Genomic DNA, 20,607 nt, shown 5'->3' on the forward strand with positions numbered 1-20,607 from the left:
CTTAGAACAGCCCCTCGATCCGGCCTTTGGCGTCCAACCCGATCCGCAGCGCCGCAGGTTCCCGCGGCAAGCCGGGCATGGTCATGACTTCGCCGCAAATCGCCACGACAAACCCCGCCCCTGCCGACAAACGAACTTCGCGAAGCGGGATCGTGAAGCCGGTCGGAGCGCCGCGCAGATTGGGATCGGCCGAGAACGAATACTGCGTCTTGGCCATGCAAACCGGAAGATGGCCATGTCCAGCGGATTGCCATTCGGCCAGTTTCTCGTGGATGGCAGGTGCGGCCTCGACATGATCGGCGCGATAGATGCGTTTGCAGACTGTCTCGATCTTTTGCCAAAGCGTCATGTCATCGGGGTAAAGCGTCTGGAATTCGGCGGAATCCGCTTCGGCCAACGCAGCGACCGTGCGGGCAAGCTCGGCCGCGCCAGCGCTACCTTCGGCCCAGTGGCGGCAAAGGACGGCTTTGACGCCGTGTTCCGCGCAGTATTCCTTTACGGCGGCAACTTCGGCATCGGTATCCGAAGTGAAATGATTGATGGCCACGACGACCGGCAGGCCATAGCCGCGCAGGTTTTCGATATGTCGCCCTAGATTGGCGCAGCCCTCGCGCAGGGCAGGTACATTCTCGACCGCCAGATCGGCGCGCGCCACTCCACCATTCATCTTGAGCGCGCGCACCGTCGCGACCAGCACCACCGCATCCGGAGAAAGACCAGACAAGCGGCATTTGATGTCGAGAAACTTCTCGGCCCCCAGATCGGCGCCGAATCCTGCCTCGGTAACAACGTAGTCGGAAAGCGCCAATGCCGTCCGCGTCGCCATGACCGAGTTGCAGCCATGCGCGATATTCGCAAACGGCCCGCCATGCACCAGCGCGGGGTTATTTTCCAGTGTTTGGACAAGGTTCGGTTGCAAGGCATCGCGCAGCAGGACGGTCATCGAGCCATCAGCGCCAATATCTCGTGCTGTCACAGGCACCTTGTCAAAGGTCTGGCCAATCACGATCCGACCCAACCGTTCCTGCAGATCCTGCAGATCGGACGCCAGACACAGGATCGCCATCACTTCAGAGGCGACAGTGATATCGAAGCCACTTTCGCGTGGATGCCCGTTCGCGGGCCCACCAAGGCCGATCGTTGTCTCGCGGAGCGCACGGTCATTCATGTCCAGAACACGCCGCCACGTTACCCGCCTCGGGTCTATGCGCAACGCGTTGCCCCAATGGATATGGTTGTCGATCATCGCGGACAAAAGATTATGCGCGCTGGTGATGGCGTGGAAATCCCCGGTGAAATGCAGGTTCATTTCCTCCATCGGGACGATCTGGGCCATGCCACCCCCCGCGGCCCCGCCCTTCATGCCGAAGTTCGGACCAAGGCTCGCCTCGCGGATACAGATCGTCGCGCGACGACCGATATGGTTCAGTGCGTCGCCCAAACCAACGGTGGTCGTCGTCTTGCCCTCACCCGCCGGAGTCGGGTTGATGGCGGTCACCAGGATCAGGCGCCCCTGCTTGCGGCCACTTAGTCCGGCGATGAACTCATGGGTGATTTTTGCCTTGTCATGGCCATAGGGCAGAAAATCCCGCGGCCCCATGCCAAGTTTGGCGGCGATTTCCGCAATCGGACGTTTTTTCGCTTCACGGGCGATCTCGATATCGGATTTCATGGGGGTCCCTTGCCTTATAGCGTCATATCCAGTGGGGCAGTTTCGCGCGAATCCGCCCGAGCCATTCCTCGCGCCGCAACCAAAGCGCTGCCGAGATCCAAAGCGCAAGGATCACCCAGACATCGATGGCAAGCCTCAGCAAAAACCCGTTCAGTCCGGCGGGAGCGGTCATATCCAAAGCGTCCCCCCACATCGAGAGCAGCACGCAGGAAACAAACGACCACAGACCGCCGCGCCCGATCTCGGCCAGATCGCGTCCCAACACCGTCCGCGACATCCAACCGAATGCCGGTGCCAGCGGAACCGCCACCATCCAAGTCGCCGCGAGGATCGAGATATAGCGCAGCCCATCCAGCGACCATTTGTCGATCGAGCCATAGACCTGCTTCAATATATCGGCGACCGGTTTCGCGGGCTCGCCGATGCGCCAGCAAATGATGATAGCAAGACCGAACAACAGGATCGAGATGCTGATGCCGTTCAGCACTCCGGTCCGCGGGCGCAGGACCGGCATGATCTTGTCCCGGAATGCTCCGATGGCGACGCCGGTAAAGAATAAAAGCTGCCAGCCAAACGGGTTGAACAACAGCCCCTGCCCCTCTCGCTGGTTGGGTATCATCGCATTCAGCGGCTCGGACAGCCACCAGATCCCAAGCGAGACCGCCATCGCCGTGAACGGCATGCGCAGCAGGAAAGGAACGGTGACGGGCGCAGTCGCAATCAACAGCACGTAAAGCGCCAGCACATCCAGCAGGTTCGGCTGCATCCACATCAGTGCGACCGTCGCGATATAGCCGAAGGGGTTTTCCACGATCCAGCGCGAATACTGGAACCACACGGCGGTATGGTTCATCTTCAGCTGGTAAAGCAAGTGAGAGAACAGCGCGAGCAGCACCGCTCCGATCACCAGCGCCTGCCAGACCTTGAACGCCCGCTTCAGGAACCGCCACTGCGCCGCCCGACGTCCCTGCCTTTCCTCGACCTTGACCCAGACCATCCCGACAAGAAAACCCGAGAGCAGGACGAACAACTCGGCCGCATCAAAAACCGTGAAGTTGGACAGAGTCAGGTTCCGGATCACGCCAAGCGGCATGTGGTCCAACATGATACAGACCAGCGCGTAACCGCGCAGCATGTCGAGCGCTTCGATCCGCTTCATTTCGGCAACTTTGCAAAGACTTCCACCAGCATGCGGTTTTCCAGCATGGCCAGCTTTTCGGATTCGGTCAGAAAACTCAGCGCCTCGGCTTGGGTTGCGGCATGGGCAAGCTTCGCCTCGGCCGAGATCGCGTCCAACCGCGACGCAGCCGGACCTACCGGAGCACCCGCCCGCAGCAGCGAGGCCACACGCGCCTGCATGGCGGGGTCGCGGCCGACCGCCGCCAAGCCGTCGCGCGGCAGACTACCTGCGATGCGGTAATCCAGCGCATTGGCAGCGGTCAGGATTTCGGGGGCATCGCGTTCCTCGGGGGTGACCAGCAAGCCGTGTCGACGGGCCCAGCGACCGAAGACCGGACTGGCCGACCAGCGTGAGGTCAGCGGCGACAGGATCAATCCGGCAAGGATCGGAGACAGCCAGACAAGCTGCCCCGGAGAGAAAATCGCCAGAACAAGCAATGTCCCGATACCCAAGGACACATGCAGCGCGTGCCGGCGCAGGACGATGCCCCAGGGCGGCATCTGCCCCGCGCGCACCTGCGCCTCCCATCCGGAATCGCGCCCTCGCAAGATGTCGAAAATCTGGCGGGTCTGGATCAGCATCTGGACCGGCGCGATCAGTGCGGACAGCGTGATCTCGAACAAGGCCGAGCCAAGCAGCCTTGCCCCCCCGCCCGAGTTTCGCGCCAGAGGACGCATCCACGCCCGCAAGATGCCGATAAACTTGGGGATCAGCAGGAACGACATGGCGGCGATGAACAGCCACAGCATCCGCACCGGATCGAAGGTCGGCCAATCAGGAAACAGTTGATAAGTCTGCGGGAAATAATCAGGACGCGACAGCAGAACATTCACCGACAGCGCCAATCCGACAAGGATCATCGCCAGCCAGATCGGCGACATCAGGAACCCGAAAATACCGATCACGAAATGCGCCCGACTGATCCAAGCAAATCCGCGCGAGAAAATCAGTCGCGAGTGCTGCAAATTGCCCTGCGCCCAGCGGCGCTCGCGCACCGCCATGTCAAGAAGTGTCGGAGGGCTGCCCTCGAAGCTTTCCCTCAGGTCGTGATCCAGCCGGACCTTCCACCCCGCACGACGCAACAAAGCCGCCTCGACGAAGTCATGGCTCAGGATCGTGCCGCCGAACGGCGGCTTGCCGGGCAGATCGGGCAGACCACAGCATTGGGCGAAGGCCTTGACGCGGATGATCGCGTTGTGACCCCAGAAGTTCCCACTGTCGCCCGACCACGCGGCGACACCCCTTGCGATGGCCGGCCCGTAAATGCGCCCTGCAAATTGTGTCAGGCGGGCAAAAATCGTCTGTCCGCCAACAAGCATCGGCATGGTCTGGATCAAACCGACGGCAGGATCGGCATTCATGCGCGCAGAAAGTGCCTTGATCGTCGTGCCACCCATGACGCTGTCAGCGTCCAGAACGACCATCTGATCGTAACGTCCACCCCAGCGCATGACGAATTCGGCGACGTTGCCGGCTTTCCGGCCCTTGTTGCTGCGCCGCCTCCGATACCAGATCGGAACCGGAGATATGTCGCGCAAGCGACTGATCGCAATCATTTCCTCGAAAACAGCGCCTGGCTGGCGGCTGTCGGACAGAACGAAGATTTCGGTCCGGTCCGACATGCCGACACGATAGAGGTCACGCGCCAACGCAGCCAGCAGGCCAGCGGTTGCCGCGGCATCCTCGTGATAGACCGGCATGATGACCGCGACTTTCGCGTCATTCGGACCGGTCGGGGTTTTCAGGTTCGGCGCCAGAAATCCCGCGATCATCGAGGTGAATGAAAATCCGACCCAAGTGAATGTGATCGCGAACAGGACCAGCAGCACCATCTGCAGGAAGGTGACATTGTCGCCAAAGACCTTGTCCATTTCGAGAAGACCGAACCAAGCAATCGCACCAGCCCCGCCAAAGGCGATCAGCCGCGCCGCGATGGTCCGCAAACCGGGCCAGCCGCTATCCGGTCCGTGCGGAGGACGGGCGCGAAAGTTCTGCTCGGGCATGTCCAGATGGGCCTCGGGCGGTGTGGCGGGACCACCCGGCAGTTCAAGGTCAAGCGCTTCCCACTCTGCCTCTTCGGACAGCGGCAGATCAAACCCGCCGTCGGCGGGCGCATGCGGCGGGTTCGTGTCTTCGATCCTGGTCACAGCGTCACTCGCGGGTCCAACGAGCGATCCACGTCTCGCTCAACGGGCCTTCCGGCCCATTCAGAACCGCCGAAAGATCGGCAAGTTTCGCACCTTCGGGAATATATTCGAAAGCCAGACGCATCCGGCCCTGCTCGGGCAAGCGAAGCAGATAGCTATGGCCGATGCTGCCCGATGAGGTCCGGATTTGCGGCACGGGATCGTCCGCGCCGAACAGATCCAGATCATAGTCGATGACATAGCTTCTTGCGGCCGGATTGTTGACCGATTGGCCGGACATCGTTTCAAGCACCCGCGCAATCGGTGCGCTGTCGGGCGGTTCGGGCGAGAAGCTGAGAAGGTAGTTGAAATCGTACCGCTCGCCTGCTTTCAGCACATCGACCGGCTGCCAGAACGACACGATATTGTCGTTGAATTCGTTCTGGACCGGAATCTCGACCAGGGTAACCGTACCTTTGCCCCAACCGTCCTGCGGGGCGATCCATGCCGAGGGCCGCTTTTCGTATCGCGCTTCGGCGTCCTGATAGGCATCAAAACTGCGCGCGCGTTGGGCAAGACCAAAGCCGAGCGGATCCTGATCCATGAAGGCCGAGATCTGCAAGGTGTTGTGTCCGGACAGGACGCGCCACAGGCGCTGCTCGCCGCCCGTCAGCATCTGCAAACCATCGCTGTCATGCACGGCCGGACGGTAGTCATCGACCCGCGTGCGATCGGTCGGTCCGAACCAATACATCGAGGTCAGCGGCGCGATGCCCGCATTGCTCATGTCCTGACGCGGGAACAAGGCGACGCGCGTGTCAAAGACGGTTTCGGCCCCTGGGGTTACGCGGAATTCAAAGGCGCCAGCGACCGAGCGACTATCCAGCAGGGCATGGATCAGAACCGAGCGGTCCTGTTCACTGGGCTTGTGGATCCAGAAGCCGCGGAACAGGGGAAACTCCTCGCCCTCGGGACTGCCGGTGCCGATCGCCAGACCGCGCGCCGAGATACCGTATAGCGTGCCGCGCGCGACTGCGCGGAAATAGCTGGCGCCCTGGAAAACGCAGAATTCGTCCATGACGTCGGGACGGTTCAGCGGAGCCCGCAGCCGGAAACCGGAAAAGCCCATATTGCCGATGGCTTCATAATCGACGCCATCGGGGAATAGCGCCGGATCGAATTCGAACATATGGGGATCGAACTTCACGGGGATGACGACGCCCTCATCGACAAGGCTCACATCCACCGGCTCATGGAAGATCGCGCCCGGAGGAAGCAGATCCAGCGCGAAATCCCGACTGCCCAACCACGGATCGCGGTCGCGGCGGAAGCGAATGCCGCGATATTGGTCATATGTCAGGTTGGCAAAGCTGCCAACAAGGTCGGAATCGCGGTAGGCATAAGGCTTTGCGGCAAGCTCATTTGCCATGACCGCTACGTCTTCGAAGCCGAATGGCTTCGCGGTTGCAGGCTCGACCGGCTCGGTTGCGGCGGACGGGTCCACCGGCGCTTCCTGCGCGTTGGCCGGGCCAAAACCCGTTGAAAGCGCGCTGACAGCGGCAAATGCCGCACCAGCAGAGATGACGAATTCACGACGATGCATCGAATGGTCCCAGTAATCGGCCCCAAGAGGCCGGAATTTTGGTGCGATTTGGCATTGCAGCAACAATCAGGCAAGCCCTTTCCCCCGAAACGGCAAGCCCTTGCCAATTCTTGGATCGAATTAGTTAAAATAAAAAGAGCGCGGGAAAGTTCCCGCGCTCCGCATAGTTGATTTTACGCCATGAGTGGCTATCGGGTCACCGGTTCAGTTCACGAACCACCCGACCCTTGGGACCAAGCTCGACCAGAACGGCCTCGCCTTCGGGATTCGTGGCTTGCGCGATGGTCACCCGACCCTGTTGCAGGATCTGGCCGATATCGGTGTAACCGGCATCCTCCAGACCCGCACGAACCTCGTCGGGGGTCGGCGGTGTCGCGTCGGCCCCATCCTGACGGTCATGCCGCTTGTGGTCGCGATCTCCGTGATCCTTGTCCTTGTGATCACGGTCACCATGTCCCTTGCCGTGACCTTTCGGGCCATGATCCGGTCCCATATCCATGCCGCGCTCGTCGCCACGACCAAAGCGCATCAGGGTGCCATCTTCGGCGAATGCCGCGCGGACAGGCTTGGACTGGGCATCGCGGCCCGACAGCATCACACCCTTGTCACCCAGAAAGATTGCGTTGATCTTGCCGAGTTCGCCATAGATCGGCTGGTTGCGCACGGGTTGCGGCACCAGACGCTCGATCAGGTTCGCGGGAAGGACGCTGCCACGGCCGGCGCGCAGGCCACGCAATTCACCTTTGTCATCCAGAAGCGCGTTGATGTCGCTTCCATCGGGCAGCTTGGCCGAAACGCGTTGGCCGTGGCGCGTGGCCTTGCTCTTGACGTCGGTCAGACCGATATCGCGCAGCACTTGCGGCAACTCGACCGGCGCCTTGGCCTCGGACTGCCCCGCCTCGGTCGCATGGGCCGGCGCGGCTTCCTGCGCGACAGCCGACCCCGCCAGAAGGGCCATCAAAGCGGTCGCTGCGACCGACGAGGTGAAAAATCTGCTCATTTCATAGTTCCTAGTTCTAACTGAACGATCGGGGCGGCGGCCCCATGAGAATCATCATTACCCGCCCCGTCACCAACCAATCTCCAACAAGCCGTTTGGGTTTCATTTGGAAATGCGGCATTATGCTGATTGCATGATGAGGTCCGGTTTGAAATCCCTGCTCTTGCGCGCCACCATCGTTCTGGCTCTTGCCGGAACGGTCGTGGTGGGGCTTCACCACCATCCCAAAGCTGGTCCCAGAGACGAGGAATTCTTGGCCCAGCCTGACGAACTGGACCGCGAATTCGAGATGCTGGCCCAGCCCGAGTTCCGCGTCATCCCGCTGCAAGAGGCCACAAAACTTGCCACGGATCGGTTTCGGGGTCGGCTGATTGCCGCCAGATTGCGCCCGCCGACACCCGAGGAACGTGCACGGGGCGTCGAACTGGTGCATGAGCTACGCCTGCTGACGCGGCGTCGTGATGTGTTGATGATCCGTTTGGACGCCCGCACCGGTGCATTTCTTGAAGTCAGGGGCTCGGGCATGACCGAGGCCAGACGCCGAAACGAGGACCACGAATGAGATGCCTGATCGTCGAGGACGACCCCGTCCTTGCCGCACAGCTGGACACCGCCATGACCGAAGGGGGTTTCTCCTGCGATATCGCGCATGATGGCGCGCAGGGCGAATATCTTGGCGCGACCGAAAGCTATGACCTTTCCATCCTCGACCTTGGCCTACCCGGCATGCCCGGTATCGAAGTCTTGACCCATTGGCGGGAAGGTGGGGTCACAATGCCGGTTCTGATCCTGACCGCACGCGGCGACTGGACCGACAAGGTCGCGGGTTTTCGTGCCGGAGCCGATGATTACGCCGTCAAACCGTTCCGTCTGGACGAGGTCGTGATCCGCGCCCAAACGCTGGTCCGACGCGCGGCTGGACATGCTCAGGCCATCATCAAGGCCGGCCCGCTGCGCCTTGACAGCCAGCTCGGCGTCATCACCCGCAATGGCATGGCGTTGAAACTGACCGGATTCGAGACCCGCATCCTGTCCTACCTGATCCTGCACCAGAACCGGATCGTCAGTCGCTCGGAACTGTCCGACCACCTTTACGATGCCGCCGCAGACCGCGACTTCAAATCCATCGAGGTCGTCATTGGCCGCCTGCGCAAGAAGATCGGCGAAGGGCTGATCGAAACCAGACGTGGCGAAGGATATGTCCTGCGGGCGCGAGCATGATCCTTCGGGATTCGATCCGCGCAAGGCTGATCGGGCTGGCGGCAATCCTGATCGGCGCCGCACTGGTTGCCGGCTATCTGGCCATTGCGGCGATCCTTGACCGCTTCGTGACCGACCGCTTCGACGCGGATGCCGAGGCCACCGCTGATGCGCTGATTGCTTCCGCCACGATCGACGGGTCGGGACGTCTTGTCGCCGGAGGCGCGCCAATAGATCCCCGTTTCGATCTGCCCCTGTCGGGCTGGTTCTGGCAACTGGAACAGGACGGTCGCGCGGTCGCGAAGTCGGCTTCGCTTTACGACAACGTCATGCACCCGCCCGATGCCGATTTCGTTGGTGGCCCCGGAACCGGTCACGATGGCACGGCGCTCAGGGTGCTGCGGCATGAGTTCTCGCTGCCCGATACGACATCGCCGCTTGCAGTGATCGTTGCCATCCCCCGCGCCGAGATAGACGCAAGTGTCGCGCAAGTCCGCCGCCCTTTGGCGATCTCGTTGATCGTTCTGGGTTTGGTGCTGGCTCTGGCCAGCGTGTTGCAGGTCGCAGCGGGACTCAGCAGCCTCGACCGTCTGGGCAGGGATCTGCGCGCGATCAGGAACGGGCGCGCGGATGCGCTGCCCCTGCCCCGCGTCGCCGAGTTGCAACCCCTTGCGTCAGAGATCAACGGGTTGATCGACCAGAACCGGCAGGTACTGTCCCGTACACGCGAGCATGTCGGGAACCTCGCGCATTCGCTGAAAACTCCGCTTTCCGCCCTGTCCAACAGCCTGCCCGAGGATCATCCGGGCCACGGACTGGTCGCCCGGATGGACCGCCAGATCGGTTGGCATCTGCGCCGCGCCCGCAGTTCGGGCAGCGCTCGGACGCTAGGTCAGCGCACCGCCCTTGCTCCGGTGGTGGATGATATCCTTATGGTTCTGCGCGGCCCCCTTGGCGAATCCGGTATCAGGGTCGAACAGGACCTACCCGCCACTCTGGCCTTTGCGGGCGAACGACAGGATCTGGAGGAAATGATCGGCAACCTGATTGAAAACGCGGTCAAATGGGCCAATACCCATATCATAGTCAAAGCCCGCTCCGAAGGCACGGGACGTCTTTCCATCACCATCGAGGATGACGGACCCGGTATGAGCGCCGAAGACCACGCCTTGGCAATGGCGCGTGGCGGTCGGCTGGACGAATCCGGACCGCCCGGCACCGGCCTTGGGCTGGCGATTGTTTCCGATCTGGCCAGGTTGCATGGTGGAGCTTTGAGGCTGGAACGGTCGAAGCTTGGCGGATTATCGGCAAGATTATTGCTACCCACATAGCGTTTCCAGAAATATACACAAAACTACACCGTATATTTTTACCATTTGATAAAAAAACTGACCTGTGCCAGCCTGATTCCTACAAGAGCAAGCAAGCAGGGAGGTCACGTCGATGACCAACAGCCAGCTCACGCCCGGAGTCGTGCCCGGCCGTTTGCCAGCGGAATCCTACGCCGCGAATTTCTCGGACGTTGCACCGCCTTTGGACCGCCACGAAGCGCGGGTCGCTGCCGACCGCTGCTATTTCTGCCATGACGCGCCCTGCGTCACGGCCTGCCCCACCTCGATCGACATTCCGCTGTTCATCCGTCAGATCTCGACCGGAACACCGGATGCGGCGGCCAAGACGATCTTTCACCAGAACATCCTTGGCGGCATCTGCGCCCGCGTCTGCCCGACCGAGAACCTGTGCGAAGGCTCTTGCGTCCGCATGGAGGCAGAGGGCAAGCCAGTCGAGATCGGCGCGCTGCAGCGCTACGCCACCGACCACCTGATGGCACAGGACGGTCACCCCTTCCGTCGAGGCACCGCGACCGGCAAGCGCGTTGCGGTCGTCGGCGCGGGTCCGGCGGGCCTGTCGGCAGCGCATCGTCTGGCCGCCAAGGGCCATGAGGTGACACTGTTCGACGCCCGCCCCAAAGCTGGCGGCCTGAACGAATACGGCATTGCCAGTTACAAGGCCGTGGACGGCTTTGCTGCGCGCGAGGTTGACTGGCTGATGGGCATCGGCGGGATCACCCTTGCCTCGGGCAAGGCGCTCGGCCGCGACATCACGCTGGGGAGCCTTACCGCCGATTTCGACGCTGTGTTCCTTGGTCTTGGCCTGCAAGGCGTCAGCGCCCTTGGCACCGATGGCGAGAACCGCGCCCATGTCGCCCATGCCGTGGATTTTATCCGCGAGTTGCGCCAGTCGGGCGACCTTTCCACTCTGCCCGTCGGACGCGATGTAGTGGTGATCGGCGGCGGCATGACCGCGGTGGACGCCGCCGTTCAGGCCAAATTGCTGGGCGCGCAGAACGTCACCATCGTCTATCGTCGTGGCCAGAACCGCATGTCGGCCAGCCAGCATGAACAGGACCACGCCACCCATTCCGGCGTCCGCATCATCTGCAATGCCGCGCCGCTGAAGGTGCATGGTAATGGCACCGTGCGCGAGGTCGAATTCATGCTGACCCGCGAAGGCCCTAGCGGGCTTGAGGATACCGGAGAGCGCTTCCGCCTGCCAGCCGACCAGCTTCTGCGCGCGATCGGCCAGAAACTGGATGGCGTGCCCACCGGCCTTGCCATGTCGGGCGGCAAGATCGCGATCCACGGATCGGGCCGGACGTCGATCTCCGGCATCTGGGCCGGAGGGGATTGCGCCGCAGGGGGCGACGACCTGACCGTGACCGCCGTCGCCGAAGGTCGCGACGCGGCCGAGGACATCCACGCGCAACTGATGGAGGCCGCTCATGGCTGATCTGCGCTCGAATTTCATCGGGATCAAATCCCCGAACCCGTTCTGGCTGGCCTCGGCCCCGCCCACGGACAAGGAAGTGAACGTCCGCCGCGCCTTTCAGGCCGGCTGGGGCGGCGTCGTCTGGAAGACGCTGGGCAGCGAAGGCCCGCCCGTCGTCAACGTGAACGGCCCGCGCTACGGCGTGGTCTATGGCGCCGACCGCCGCGTTCTTGGCATCAACAATATCGAGCTGATCACCGACCGCCCGCTGGAGGTGAACCTGCGCGAGATCAAATCGGTCAAGCGCGACTATCCCGACCGCGCCCTTGTCATCAGCCTGATGGTCCCCTGCGATGAGGAAAGCTGGAAGGCGATCCTGAAACAGGTCGAGGATACCGGTGCCGACGGGGTCGAACTCAACTTCGGCTGCCCGCATGGCATGGCCGAGCGCGGCATGGGCTCGGCCGTGGGTCAGGTTCCCGAATATATCGAGATGGTGACCCGCTGGGTCAAACAGCATTCCCGGATGCCCTGCATCGTGAAGCTGACGCCCAACATCACCGATGTCCGCAAGCCCGCCGAGGCCGCCAAGCGCGGCGGGGCCGATGCGGTCAGCCTGATCAACACGGTGAACTCGATTACTTCCGTCGATCTGGACCTGTTCTCGCCGCAGCCGACCATCGACGGCAAGGGCAGCCATGGCGGCTATTGCGGCCCGGCAGTCAAGCCCATCGCGCTGAACATGGTCGCTGAAATCGCCCGCAATCCCGCGACCCATGGCTTACCCATCAGCGGCATCGGCGGCATAACCACCTGGCGCGATGCGGCCGAATTCATGGCCTTGGGTGCGGGCAATGTGCAGGTCTGCACCGCAGCGATGACCTACGGCTTCAAGGTCGTTCAAGAAATAATCTCGGGACTGCGCGACTATCTGGACGACAAGGACATCGCAATGTCCGAGTTGATCGGTCGTGCAGTCCCGAATGTCACCGACTGGCAATATCTGAACCTCAATTACACCACCAAGGCAGTCATCAATCAGGACGCCTGCATCAAATGCGGTCGCTGCTATGCTACCTGTGAGGACACCTCACATCAGGCGATCGAGATGGGTCCAGGCCGGGTGTTCTCGGTCAAAGAGGAAGAATGTGTCGCGTGCAATCTTTGCCTTGACGTTTGTCCGGTCGAGAACTGCATCTCGATGCGCGAACTGGCAATCGGCGAAGTCGACGCCCGCACGGGGCGTGCCGTAAAGCCTTACGGGAACTGGACAACCCACCCGAACAACCCGATGTCGCAGACTGCCGAATGAAAGTCGCACGATACTGTTCAAGGCCCCTTGCCCCCTACGCGCGTTCGCGCTAGTCGGCATTTGTCGGAGGAGTGGCAGAGCGGTTTAATGCACCGGTCTTGAAAACCGACGTGGGGGTGACTCCACCGTGGGTTCGAATCCCACCTCCTCCGCCACTTGGCTTAACAAAACAATTCTCTAGGGCTAGAGACGGCGGTATTTTATCGTTGTTTTCGAGGGTTATGCGTGTGCGGCGTTACACCTGTTTTGCCGTCACGAACCCCAATAGCGTTCTCTAGGCGCCATTTTCTCCGAAGCCGTTGACTGTGCTGATTTCGGTGAAGCGACGTTATTTAATTGTTATTATTATTAAAAATATTGCGGCATTTACCCGGTTCGATTTCAGGCGCGGTCAGTGCAAAGGTACCGAAATCGAACATTCGCTGTCCGGTGAAGGTCGAAGCCAATGAGCCGCGACCGCGTCGCTATTCGGCGATAGTGGCAATTGCCGCATCCGATGGCCAGAAGGCCGCCAACCCGGAGTTGGGCATTCCGGGAGCTCGTTGTCGGTCGTGGATGGCGGGATCGCGAGAGTTATTGACGAACGCTAGCGTGCGAAGCGCTGCACACCGAGTACGCAGCCGATCACGGCAAGGGTCATCAGCAGCATCTGCGGGCGGATAAGCTGGTGCAGCAGCGTCGCTGCAACCGTCAGATCGATGACGAGCCGCTACACTTGCAGCTGCCCCACCGTAGCAATGCCACCCTGCGCCAGCCCCCAATACGCGCACCAGCTTCCCGAGGCATCACCACCCCTGCGCGCAGCAAAGCCAAGGTCGGTGCTAGCACTGGCGTCATTGGCCCCGCCCAAAAATTTGGGCAGGGCGACGCAGGGATGTCCGCCCCTCTATGAGGCGGACGGCGCGCGATATTGCGACTGGCGTTCCAGCATCCAGCCCGGATATTCGGCGGGGAGCTTCGTCACCTTGTCGAGCGCCAGCAACTCCTCGGCCGACAAGGCCACCTCTGTCGAACGGATGTTGTCCTGCAGCTGATCGATCTGCTTGGCGCCGACGATCACGCTGGTCACCACCGGCTGATGCAGAAGCCAGGCGAGCGCCACCTGCGCCACGGTGCAACCTTTGGCCGATGCGATCTCGCGCATCACGGCAATGGCGGCATCGCCGCGCTCCAGATCCACCGGCGGGAAGTTGAAACTCACCCGGCGGCTGTCTTCCGCGGTATTGCCATCGCTATACTTCCCCGAGAGAAAACCACCCGCCAGCGGGCTCCAGACCATCAGGCCGATGCCTTCGGCTTGCAGCATCGGCACGATCTCGCGTTCAAGATCGCGGCCGACCAGCGTGTAATAGGCCTGCAGGGAAAGGATTGGCGCGAGCTTTCTTGCGTCAGTGATACCGACCGCCTTGACGATCTGCCAGGCCGCCCAGTTCGACAGGCCGATGTAGCGCACATATCCCTGCCGCACGAGCGTATCGAGCGCTTCGAGCGTTTCGGTGATCGGGGTCAACGGATCGAAGCCGTGAATCTGGTAAAGGTCGATGTGATCCATTTGCAGCCGTTGCAAGCTGGCCTTGGCCTGCGCCAAAACATGGGCGCGCGAGGCACCGCGGGCGTTCGGGCCCTCGCCCATCGGCCCAAGAACCTTGGTCGCGATCACCACGTCATCGCGTGGGATGCCGAGGTTGCGGATGGCATGACCGAGGATGCGCTCACTCTCGCCTCCCGCATAGACATTGGCGGTGTCGATGAAGTTGATGCCGGCGTCGACGGCCGTCTTGACCAACGTGTCGGCTTCTTCCTGACTGACCTGCCCGATCTGGCTCCACATGCCTTCAGAACCGCCGAAGGTCATCGTGCCGAGGCAAAGTTCGGAGACGAGGAGGCCACTCGGGCCAAGAGTGCGATAACGCATGGAATGTTCCTTTATGCCGGGTGGGCGCCAGGGCGGAATGCCCCGGGTTAAGGCAAAGATAGGGTTGCCGCACTTTGGCTCGCCACGCCGATCCTCGCAAATCCTTGCACGATCCTCTCATTCGCACCGATTTTGGGCTGTGAAATCCGCGCACAAATCCTAGATTGCGAGGCATGGAAAACGATCATCTCGCCCCGCTCAAAGAGCTGTTGGCCCGCCTATGGCAGGCGCATGGCCGGGAAGCCCCGATCGATGGGCTGTTTTTGACCTCGGTCACTGCGCCGACCGGGCCTATCCATGCCGTTTACCGCCCGTCGCTCTGCGTCGTGGTGCAGGGTGCCAAGACCAGCATGCTTGGCGATCGCGCCTATCGCTATGACGTAGGGAAATGCCTGATCGCCTCGATGGAGGTGCCGATCCGGGCGGAGATCACGCGCGCTACGCCGGATCGACCCTATATGGCCTTCAGTCTCGCCCTGGACCCCGCGACGATCTCCGATCTGTTGCTGGAACTGGACGGAATTGACGACGCCCCCGCTGGTGCGGCACTGGCGGTACATGCCCTTGGGCCAGAGCTTGCCGATCCTCTCTGCCGGTTGTTGGCCCTGTGCGAGCGACCGCGCGACATCACGATCCTCGCGCCGTTGATCCGGCGGGAAATCACCTGGCTTCTGCTGAATGGCCCGATGGGGCCGGCGCTGCGCCAGATCGGCCTGGCAGGCAGCCACATGGCGCGGATCGGCCGGGCCCTCGCCTGCATCCGCGAAAGCTTTGCGGATCAGTTGAATGTACGGCAGCTTGCCGATCTCGCAGGCATGAGCCCTGCCACCTTCCACCGCCACTTCAAAGCAGTAACGGCGATGACGCCGGTGCAGTACCAGAAGCAGCTTCGATTGCAGGAGGCGCGCCGCCTGCTGCTCTCCGACAATGCCGATGTCGCAAGGATCGGCTACGCCATCGGCTATGAGAGCCCGTCACAGTTCAGTAGAGAATATCGCCGTCTATTCGGATCGCCCCCCGGCCAGGATGGGCAGGAAATCCGCAGGGTTCTCACTCCGCAGGTGGATGTCTGAGCTGGCACGACATCGACATATTGGGCGGTGAGCTGACCACTGCGGCGCGGCATTGCGAACGCAGCAAGCTGGCAATAACTGCCGTTCGTGCGCGTTGCCGAGAAATCTCGACCGTCACATGTCCTGCGGGCGGTTAGCTACCCACTGCGCTGTGGCACCACAGCCGCGGCATGATTGCGGGTTCAGTCGTTCAGGCGGTGCGCAGCGGGCCGCACCTGAGGCTGCCGTTGAGATAGTTCGGCAGGCGCTGCCCAAAGCGTGCGCCTACTGTGGCGGCCCGATGCGGATCATAGAGATATTCCTGCGCGGCGAAAGGCGGCAATGGCGCGAGGTTACGATACCGGCAGTGATTGGCCCCTCTCTCGGATTCTGCAACCTTTACAACCCAATCTCAGGCTTTTCCCTGCACTCGTCTCCGGTTCGCGATCGCGCGCGCTGCCAGATTTCTTGCTTCGCCTGGCGCGACACCCAAGGCAGAGCAATTCGTCAGGATTGCTCGAATGATCTGCAGTTCTGCTTCAGCGTGTGTCGCGGATTTCTCTGCCGGTTGCGCCTGCGCGCCAGTCATTTAGGCTTACCCGAGACGAATCCGGACACTTTGTCCTTGGTGCTCGGTGCAGCCGCGATGACCTTGGGTTTGACCGTCTTGGGCTTCTTTTCGTCACGTTTTCGCTTGTTCATGCCCTTGGCCATTGGCCTGCTCCTTCGGATTGCCATCGGGAATCGACGGATTTGAAAGCCTAGACCTTTCCTTGCGGATAGATACCCAGTTTCTTAGAATTCGACTTCATGGCCGCAGTCCGGGATCGAGGTGATTTTTCAGCGAGGGCCCTACGGCTGGTTGGTAGGCCGTGCATGTAAATGGCGGCAATGCGAGGAGGGGATTGGCTGTAACGCCTTGGTCCGTCCGATGGATAGTCAGGTCCGACATCCGACACCTTTGGCAGTGATAGGAAGGTCTTTCGCTGCTGTCGCGAATGACGGGATCTTACTTTCTTCCGGGCGTTAACTAGGGGCTACGCGATTTCGCCGCGACGCCCGATGTAATTTAATGCCGAAGGCCCCAGCTTATGTGTATCCCCCGGTATGTTCCGGCGGTGTCATGGAGGACCCGACAATGGGTGCCGACCAAGAACATAAGAAGCCAGTCCAACAGGAAAATCCCCCGCAGCAAACTCAAGAGGCGCCTGACATGCCTCAGCGCGGCGACGGAGAGAAAAGCAATCAAATCGAGCGGCCCGGCGAGCATGAAAAGCAGCAGCGCGACCAGCGCGGCTGACGGCGTCGAGCAAAGCCTGATCGCTCCCAGTTTCTGCGGGCGATCAGACACTACATTTCTAGAAAAGGCGCAGCGAGGTTCGGACTACCCGTCCGCACCGATGTGCTGAATGAATAACTCACAGGACAAGGCGGGGAGGTCGCGACCTCCCCGCCTTTTCAGCCTTTCACCCGAAGGAAACAAAATGAGGCAAGACATCGAACTCGTGAACTGTCTCAGTGGGATACGTGAAACCTATGCCTCACCACCATGGCGTCTGGAAGGCGTTACCGCACATGCGCGGGGAAGCCTTATTAGACTTGTGCATGTGAACGGCGAGCAGACTGCCATTCCGGTTCTTCTCAAAGCCGACCACGTTTTGCCAATGTTTGCGGTCTGGTCAACTGATTAGCGACGGGTTCCGCTCGATCTCGGGCCATCGCAAAGATACCAACTGTCTGCTCTGGAGCATCGCCCCAGGCATCTTACATCAGCAATGCCGGTTCGTGTCCTTTCGCCCGGCAACAGGGAGGTCCATTTAATGGATTCCGAAGATATCACCGACAGCGTCGAGAAACGCCCTCTCCTACAGGACAGGGCGCGAGTAGGCGAGCGACGAAAAACAGGCGGGGCCGAGTATGACATGCTGGTTCGCGCCACGAACGGTATGGATGATCCGGCCACCAACGAGGCATGGTCGACAAGCAAAGGGGGCCATGACGAGCAGCCGCTGCATGGGGACGGGCAGACGGATGGTATAGGTGCGCATCTTGAGAGTCAGTTCAACGACCGAATGGACGCCCTCGCACTGCGTGTGAGCGAACTGGAACTGCAGGCGCTGCAAGAGGCAGAAAGTTCCGACCCTGGCGGCAGCGAGCAGACATTGAAAGAGGCCCTTGCATGGCTCGAGCGCGTGACCCCGGTTGTTCGTCGGCTTTACTGGGCGGTCAAGGAAGCGGCTCCGCAATTTGAAGGGCCGGACAGAACGGCGCTCGATCAGGCTGTGGGCGCGCTTGATGCATGGCAATCCGCCCATTCCCGGCTGCACGAGACGATTGCCGAAACAAAGGCGCGGGAGTTGGACCCGTGAGCATCTTTAGAGGCGTGAGACAGGTGGGAGAGGATCTGAATTAATCCGCTCTCGTGCTGGCGGGAAAAATTGGGTCACCTAGACAGGCGATCTTGAGGCAACCTGCAACGCGATGAACTTTGACCTTGCCCCGTGTCCCAGACTCTGACGAGACCGGGCCGAGCATCCTCGGATTTCGCATAGCGTCAGTACCTGAGCCCCCGCCCCAGGATTAGGACAGCACGTTCCTCCTGTGGCTCGTCCTCATCTCTCAGCGCCTGTTCGCTGATGACCGGACTGCTGGCCTGCAGCACATCCAGCATGTCGGGAAAGCCATGTGCCACATCCGGCATCCCCGCAATCTCATAGGCATTCTGTCCCAGTCCGGCATAATGGACGATCGTGCCGCCATGGCGCGTCAGCCTTGAGGCAAAGAAGGCGCAGGAAATCAGGCATTCGTCGCCAAGCTCACGCGTTTCATTCTGTCTCGCACGCCTTTGGACCATCTCCAGCAAACGGAGCGTCAGGCGGTCCGGCATGATGGGGTGATCGATGTAGTGTGCGAGCGTCGAAGCCAGATGAAATTCCAGCTCCGCGGACAGAACGACCTGGCTTTCGCACATTCCCTTGATCACCAGATCACGGGCAGCGGCGAGATATGTGTTCGTCATGCACCCCTCGGCATCAGTCTGAACGAACTCTTCCCATAGGGAAAGTTTGGCCTGACCTCCGGAGAGGTCAAGCCTGTCCTTCCTTTGAGGGCACTGGAATCACAGGCTATTGCTCAGAGTCCTCAAGCTGTTGGCAGTCTGTGTGTCTGAGTGACAAAAATCTTTCCCGGCCCTCTTGAAACCGTCTGGAGGCGTAGTAGGTCTTCTGTCACGTGATGCCGCTAGGGTCACGCGCGGCCCTTCCTCTGAGGCGAGGGGCCTTACAAACTGTTTGTCCAATTGAGGAGAACAAACATGGCGTTCAAACCACTCCACGACCGGGTTCTGGTCCGTCGCGTCCAATCGGACGATAAAACCAAGGGCGGCCTGATCATCCCCGATAGCGCGAAAGAAAAACCCGCCGAAGGCGAAGTCGTCTCGGTCGGCGAAGGTGCGCGCAAGGATTCGGGCGAGCTGATCGCACCGGCAGTTTCCGCCGGTGACCGCGTCCTGTTCGGCAAATGGTCGGGCACCGAAGTGACGGTCGACGGCGAAGAGCTGCTGATCATGAAAGAAAGCGACATTCTGGGCGTCATCGAGAGCCCTGTCGCAGCAGAAAAGGCCGCCTGAAGGCCATTTCCCCCGATCAAGTAGAAGACCAAGGAGTAATTCGAATGGCTGCTAAAGACGTCAAGTTCAGCACCGACGCCCGCGACCGCATGCTCAAAGGCGTGAACATCCTCGCGGATGCCGTCAAAGTCACCCTCGGCCCCAAAGGCCGCAACGTCGTGATCGACAAGTCCTTCGGCGCTCCGCGCATCACGAAAGACGGCGTCTCGGTCGCCAAAGAGATCGAACTGGCTGACAAGTTCGAGAACATGGGCGCCCAGATGGTCCGGGAAGTCGCTTCGCGCACCAATGACGAAGCCGGCGACGGCACCACCACCGCCACCGTTCTGGCCCAGGCGATCATCCGCGAAGGCATGAAGTCGGTTGCGGCCGGCCTGAACCCGATGGACCTGAAGCGCGGCATCGACCTCGCGACCGCCAAAGTCGTCGAAGCGATCAAAGCGGCTTCGCGTCCGGTCAACGACTCGGCTGAAGTCGCCCAAGTCGGCACCATCTCGGCCAACGGCGAAGCCTTCATCGGCCAGCAAATCGCCGAAGCCATGCAAAAAGTTGGCAACGAGGGTGTGATCACCGTCGAAGAAAACAAAGGCATGGAGACCGAAGTCGAAGTCGTCGAAGGGATGCAGTTCGACCGCGGCTACCTGTCGCCCTACTTCGTCACCAACGCCGACAAGATGATTGCCGACCTGGAAGACGCCTACATCCTGCTGCACGAGAAAAAACTCTCGTCGCTGCAGCCGATGGTCCCGCTGCTGGAAGCAGTGATCCAGTCGCAAAAGCCGCTGATCATCGTCGCTGAAGACGTCGAAGGCGAGGCTCTGGCCACGCTGGTCGTCAACAAGCTGCGTGGCGGCCTGAAAATCGCTGCCGTCAAGGCTCCGGGCTTCGGCGATCGCCGCAAGGCCATGCTGCAGGACATCGCGATCCTGACCGGCGGTCAGGTCATCTCGGAAGACCTGGGCATGAAACTGGAAAACGTCACCGTCGACATGCTCGGCCGTGCGAAGAAAGTTTCGATCAGCAAAGACAACACCACCATCGTTGACGGTGCTGGCGAGAAAGCTGAAATCGAAGCCCGCGTTGCCCAGATCCGTCAGCAGATCGAGGAAACCACCTCGGACTACGACCGTGAGAAGCTGCAAGAGCGCGT

At 61.1% G+C, this 20,607-nt stretch carries 18 protein-coding genes and 1 tRNA gene; 11 read left to right on the forward strand and 8 right to left on the reverse strand.

The annotated features are described in order from the left end of the window. Position 1: 1 nt before the first annotated feature. The 5 genes from GL286_RS18305 to GL286_RS18325 all read right to left on the reverse strand — a co-directional run bounded on the left by GL286_RS18305 (position 2) and on the right by GL286_RS18325 (position 7,581). Entirely contained in the window at positions 2-1,672 is a 1,671-nt protein-coding gene (locus GL286_RS18305) for a formate--tetrahydrofolate ligase (RefSeq protein ID WP_155097016.1), read from the reverse strand. A gap of 22 nt (positions 1,673-1,694) precedes the next feature. Next, positions 1,695-2,831, reverse strand: a complete 1,137-nt coding sequence (locus tag GL286_RS18310; protein WP_155097017.1) for an OpgC domain-containing protein — start codon at positions 2,829-2,831, stop codon at positions 1,695-1,697. After that, positions 2,828-4,999: a glucans biosynthesis glucosyltransferase MdoH gene (gene mdoH / locus GL286_RS18315; RefSeq protein ID WP_170295291.1), complete on the reverse strand. Its 2,172-nt coding sequence runs from the start codon at positions 4,997-4,999 to the stop codon at positions 2,828-2,830. The genes GL286_RS18310 and mdoH overlap by 4 nt, the downstream gene beginning before the upstream one ends. Positions 5,000-5,003: 4 nt before the next feature. Then, a complete protein-coding gene (locus tag GL286_RS18320) occupies positions 5,004-6,581 on the reverse strand; it encodes an OpgD/OpgG family glucan biosynthesis protein (RefSeq protein WP_155097018.1) in 1,578 nt (525 codons plus the stop codon). A 196-nt stretch (positions 6,582-6,777) separates the two neighbouring features. After that, entirely contained in the window at positions 6,778-7,581 is an 804-nt protein-coding gene (locus GL286_RS18325; RefSeq protein ID WP_155097019.1) for a hypothetical protein, read from the reverse strand. Positions 7,582-7,729: 148 nt separating this feature from the next. Here GL286_RS18325 and GL286_RS18330 point away from each other — a divergent pair, with 148 nt between their 5' ends. The 6 genes from GL286_RS18330 to GL286_RS18355 all read left to right on the forward strand — a co-directional run bounded on the left by GL286_RS18330 (position 7,730) and on the right by GL286_RS18355 (position 13,017). Continuing rightward, positions 7,730-8,143 carry a PepSY domain-containing protein gene (locus GL286_RS18330; RefSeq protein WP_246185021.1) on the forward strand — a complete coding sequence of 138 codons (414 nt, stop codon included), beginning with the start codon at positions 7,730-7,732 and terminating at the stop codon, positions 8,141-8,143. After that, entirely contained in the window at positions 8,140-8,802 is a 663-nt protein-coding gene (locus tag GL286_RS18335) for a response regulator transcription factor (RefSeq protein ID WP_155097021.1), read from the forward strand. Before GL286_RS18330 ends, GL286_RS18335 begins: the two co-directional genes overlap by 4 nt. Further along, on the forward strand, positions 8,799-10,112 hold the full coding sequence (locus tag GL286_RS18340) for a sensor histidine kinase (protein ID WP_155097022.1): 1,314 nt from the start codon (positions 8,799-8,801) through the stop codon (positions 10,110-10,112). Before GL286_RS18335 ends, GL286_RS18340 begins: the two co-directional genes overlap by 4 nt. A 112-nt stretch (positions 10,113-10,224) precedes the next feature. Next, complete coding sequence (locus tag GL286_RS18345) at positions 10,225-11,571, forward strand: NAD(P)-dependent oxidoreductase (protein ID WP_155097023.1); 1,347 nt, start codon at positions 10,225-10,227, stop codon at positions 11,569-11,571. After that, complete coding sequence (gene preA, locus GL286_RS18350; protein WP_155097024.1) at positions 11,564-12,862, forward strand: NAD-dependent dihydropyrimidine dehydrogenase subunit PreA; 1,299 nt, start codon at positions 11,564-11,566, stop codon at positions 12,860-12,862. The genes GL286_RS18345 and preA overlap by 8 nt, the downstream gene beginning before the upstream one ends. A gap of 65 nt (positions 12,863-12,927) precedes the next feature. Next, positions 12,928-13,017, forward strand: a tRNA-Ser gene (locus tag GL286_RS18355). Positions 13,018-13,748: 731 nt separating this feature from the next. Here GL286_RS18355 and GL286_RS18360 read toward each other — a convergent pair. Beyond that, positions 13,749-14,777, reverse strand: a complete 1,029-nt coding sequence (locus GL286_RS18360) for an aldo/keto reductase (RefSeq protein ID WP_155097025.1) — start codon at positions 14,775-14,777, stop codon at positions 13,749-13,751. A 173-nt stretch (positions 14,778-14,950) separates the two neighbouring features. Between GL286_RS18360 and GL286_RS18365 the strand changes: the two genes are divergently transcribed. Beyond that, positions 14,951-15,850: an AraC family transcriptional regulator gene (locus GL286_RS18365; protein WP_155097026.1), complete on the forward strand. Its 900-nt coding sequence runs from the start codon at positions 14,951-14,953 to the stop codon at positions 15,848-15,850. A 564-nt stretch (positions 15,851-16,414) separates the two neighbouring features. Here GL286_RS18365 and GL286_RS22815 read toward each other — a convergent pair. After that, positions 16,415-16,543 carry a hypothetical protein gene (locus GL286_RS22815; protein WP_281352155.1) on the reverse strand — a complete coding sequence of 43 codons (129 nt, stop codon included), beginning with the start codon at positions 16,541-16,543 and terminating at the stop codon, positions 16,415-16,417. Between the two features lie 424 nt (positions 16,544-16,967). Between GL286_RS22815 and GL286_RS18370 the strand changes: the two genes are divergently transcribed. Further along, on the forward strand, positions 16,968-17,129 hold the full coding sequence (locus tag GL286_RS18370; RefSeq protein WP_155097027.1) for a hypothetical protein: 162 nt from the start codon (positions 16,968-16,970) through the stop codon (positions 17,127-17,129). A 520-nt stretch (positions 17,130-17,649) separates the two neighbouring features. Next, the gene (locus tag GL286_RS22655) at positions 17,650-18,198 is read left to right on the forward strand and encodes a hypothetical protein (protein WP_246185022.1); all 549 of its coding nucleotides are present in this window, start codon (positions 17,650-17,652) and stop codon (positions 18,196-18,198) included. A gap of 185 nt (positions 18,199-18,383) precedes the next feature. Here the strand turns inward: GL286_RS22655 and GL286_RS18380 are convergent, their stop codons facing one another. After that, positions 18,384-18,848, reverse strand: a complete 465-nt coding sequence (locus GL286_RS18380; protein ID WP_211596417.1) for a hypothetical protein — start codon at positions 18,846-18,848, stop codon at positions 18,384-18,386. A gap of 294 nt (positions 18,849-19,142) precedes the next feature. Between GL286_RS18380 and GL286_RS18385 the strand changes: the two genes are divergently transcribed. Both GL286_RS18385 and groL read left to right on the forward strand, forming a co-directional pair. After that, complete coding sequence (locus GL286_RS18385) at positions 19,143-19,457, forward strand: co-chaperone GroES (RefSeq protein WP_155097028.1); 315 nt, start codon at positions 19,143-19,145, stop codon at positions 19,455-19,457. Positions 19,458-19,501: 44 nt separating this feature from the next. Continuing rightward, the coding region (groL, locus tag GL286_RS18390; RefSeq protein WP_155097029.1) for a chaperonin GroEL at positions 19,502-20,607 on the forward strand (1,106 nt) is incomplete at its 3' end.

Source organism: Paracoccus aestuariivivens, from assembly GCF_009711225.1.
GTDB classification, from domain to species: Bacteria; Pseudomonadota; Alphaproteobacteria; order Rhodobacterales; family Rhodobacteraceae; genus Paracoccus; species Paracoccus aestuariivivens.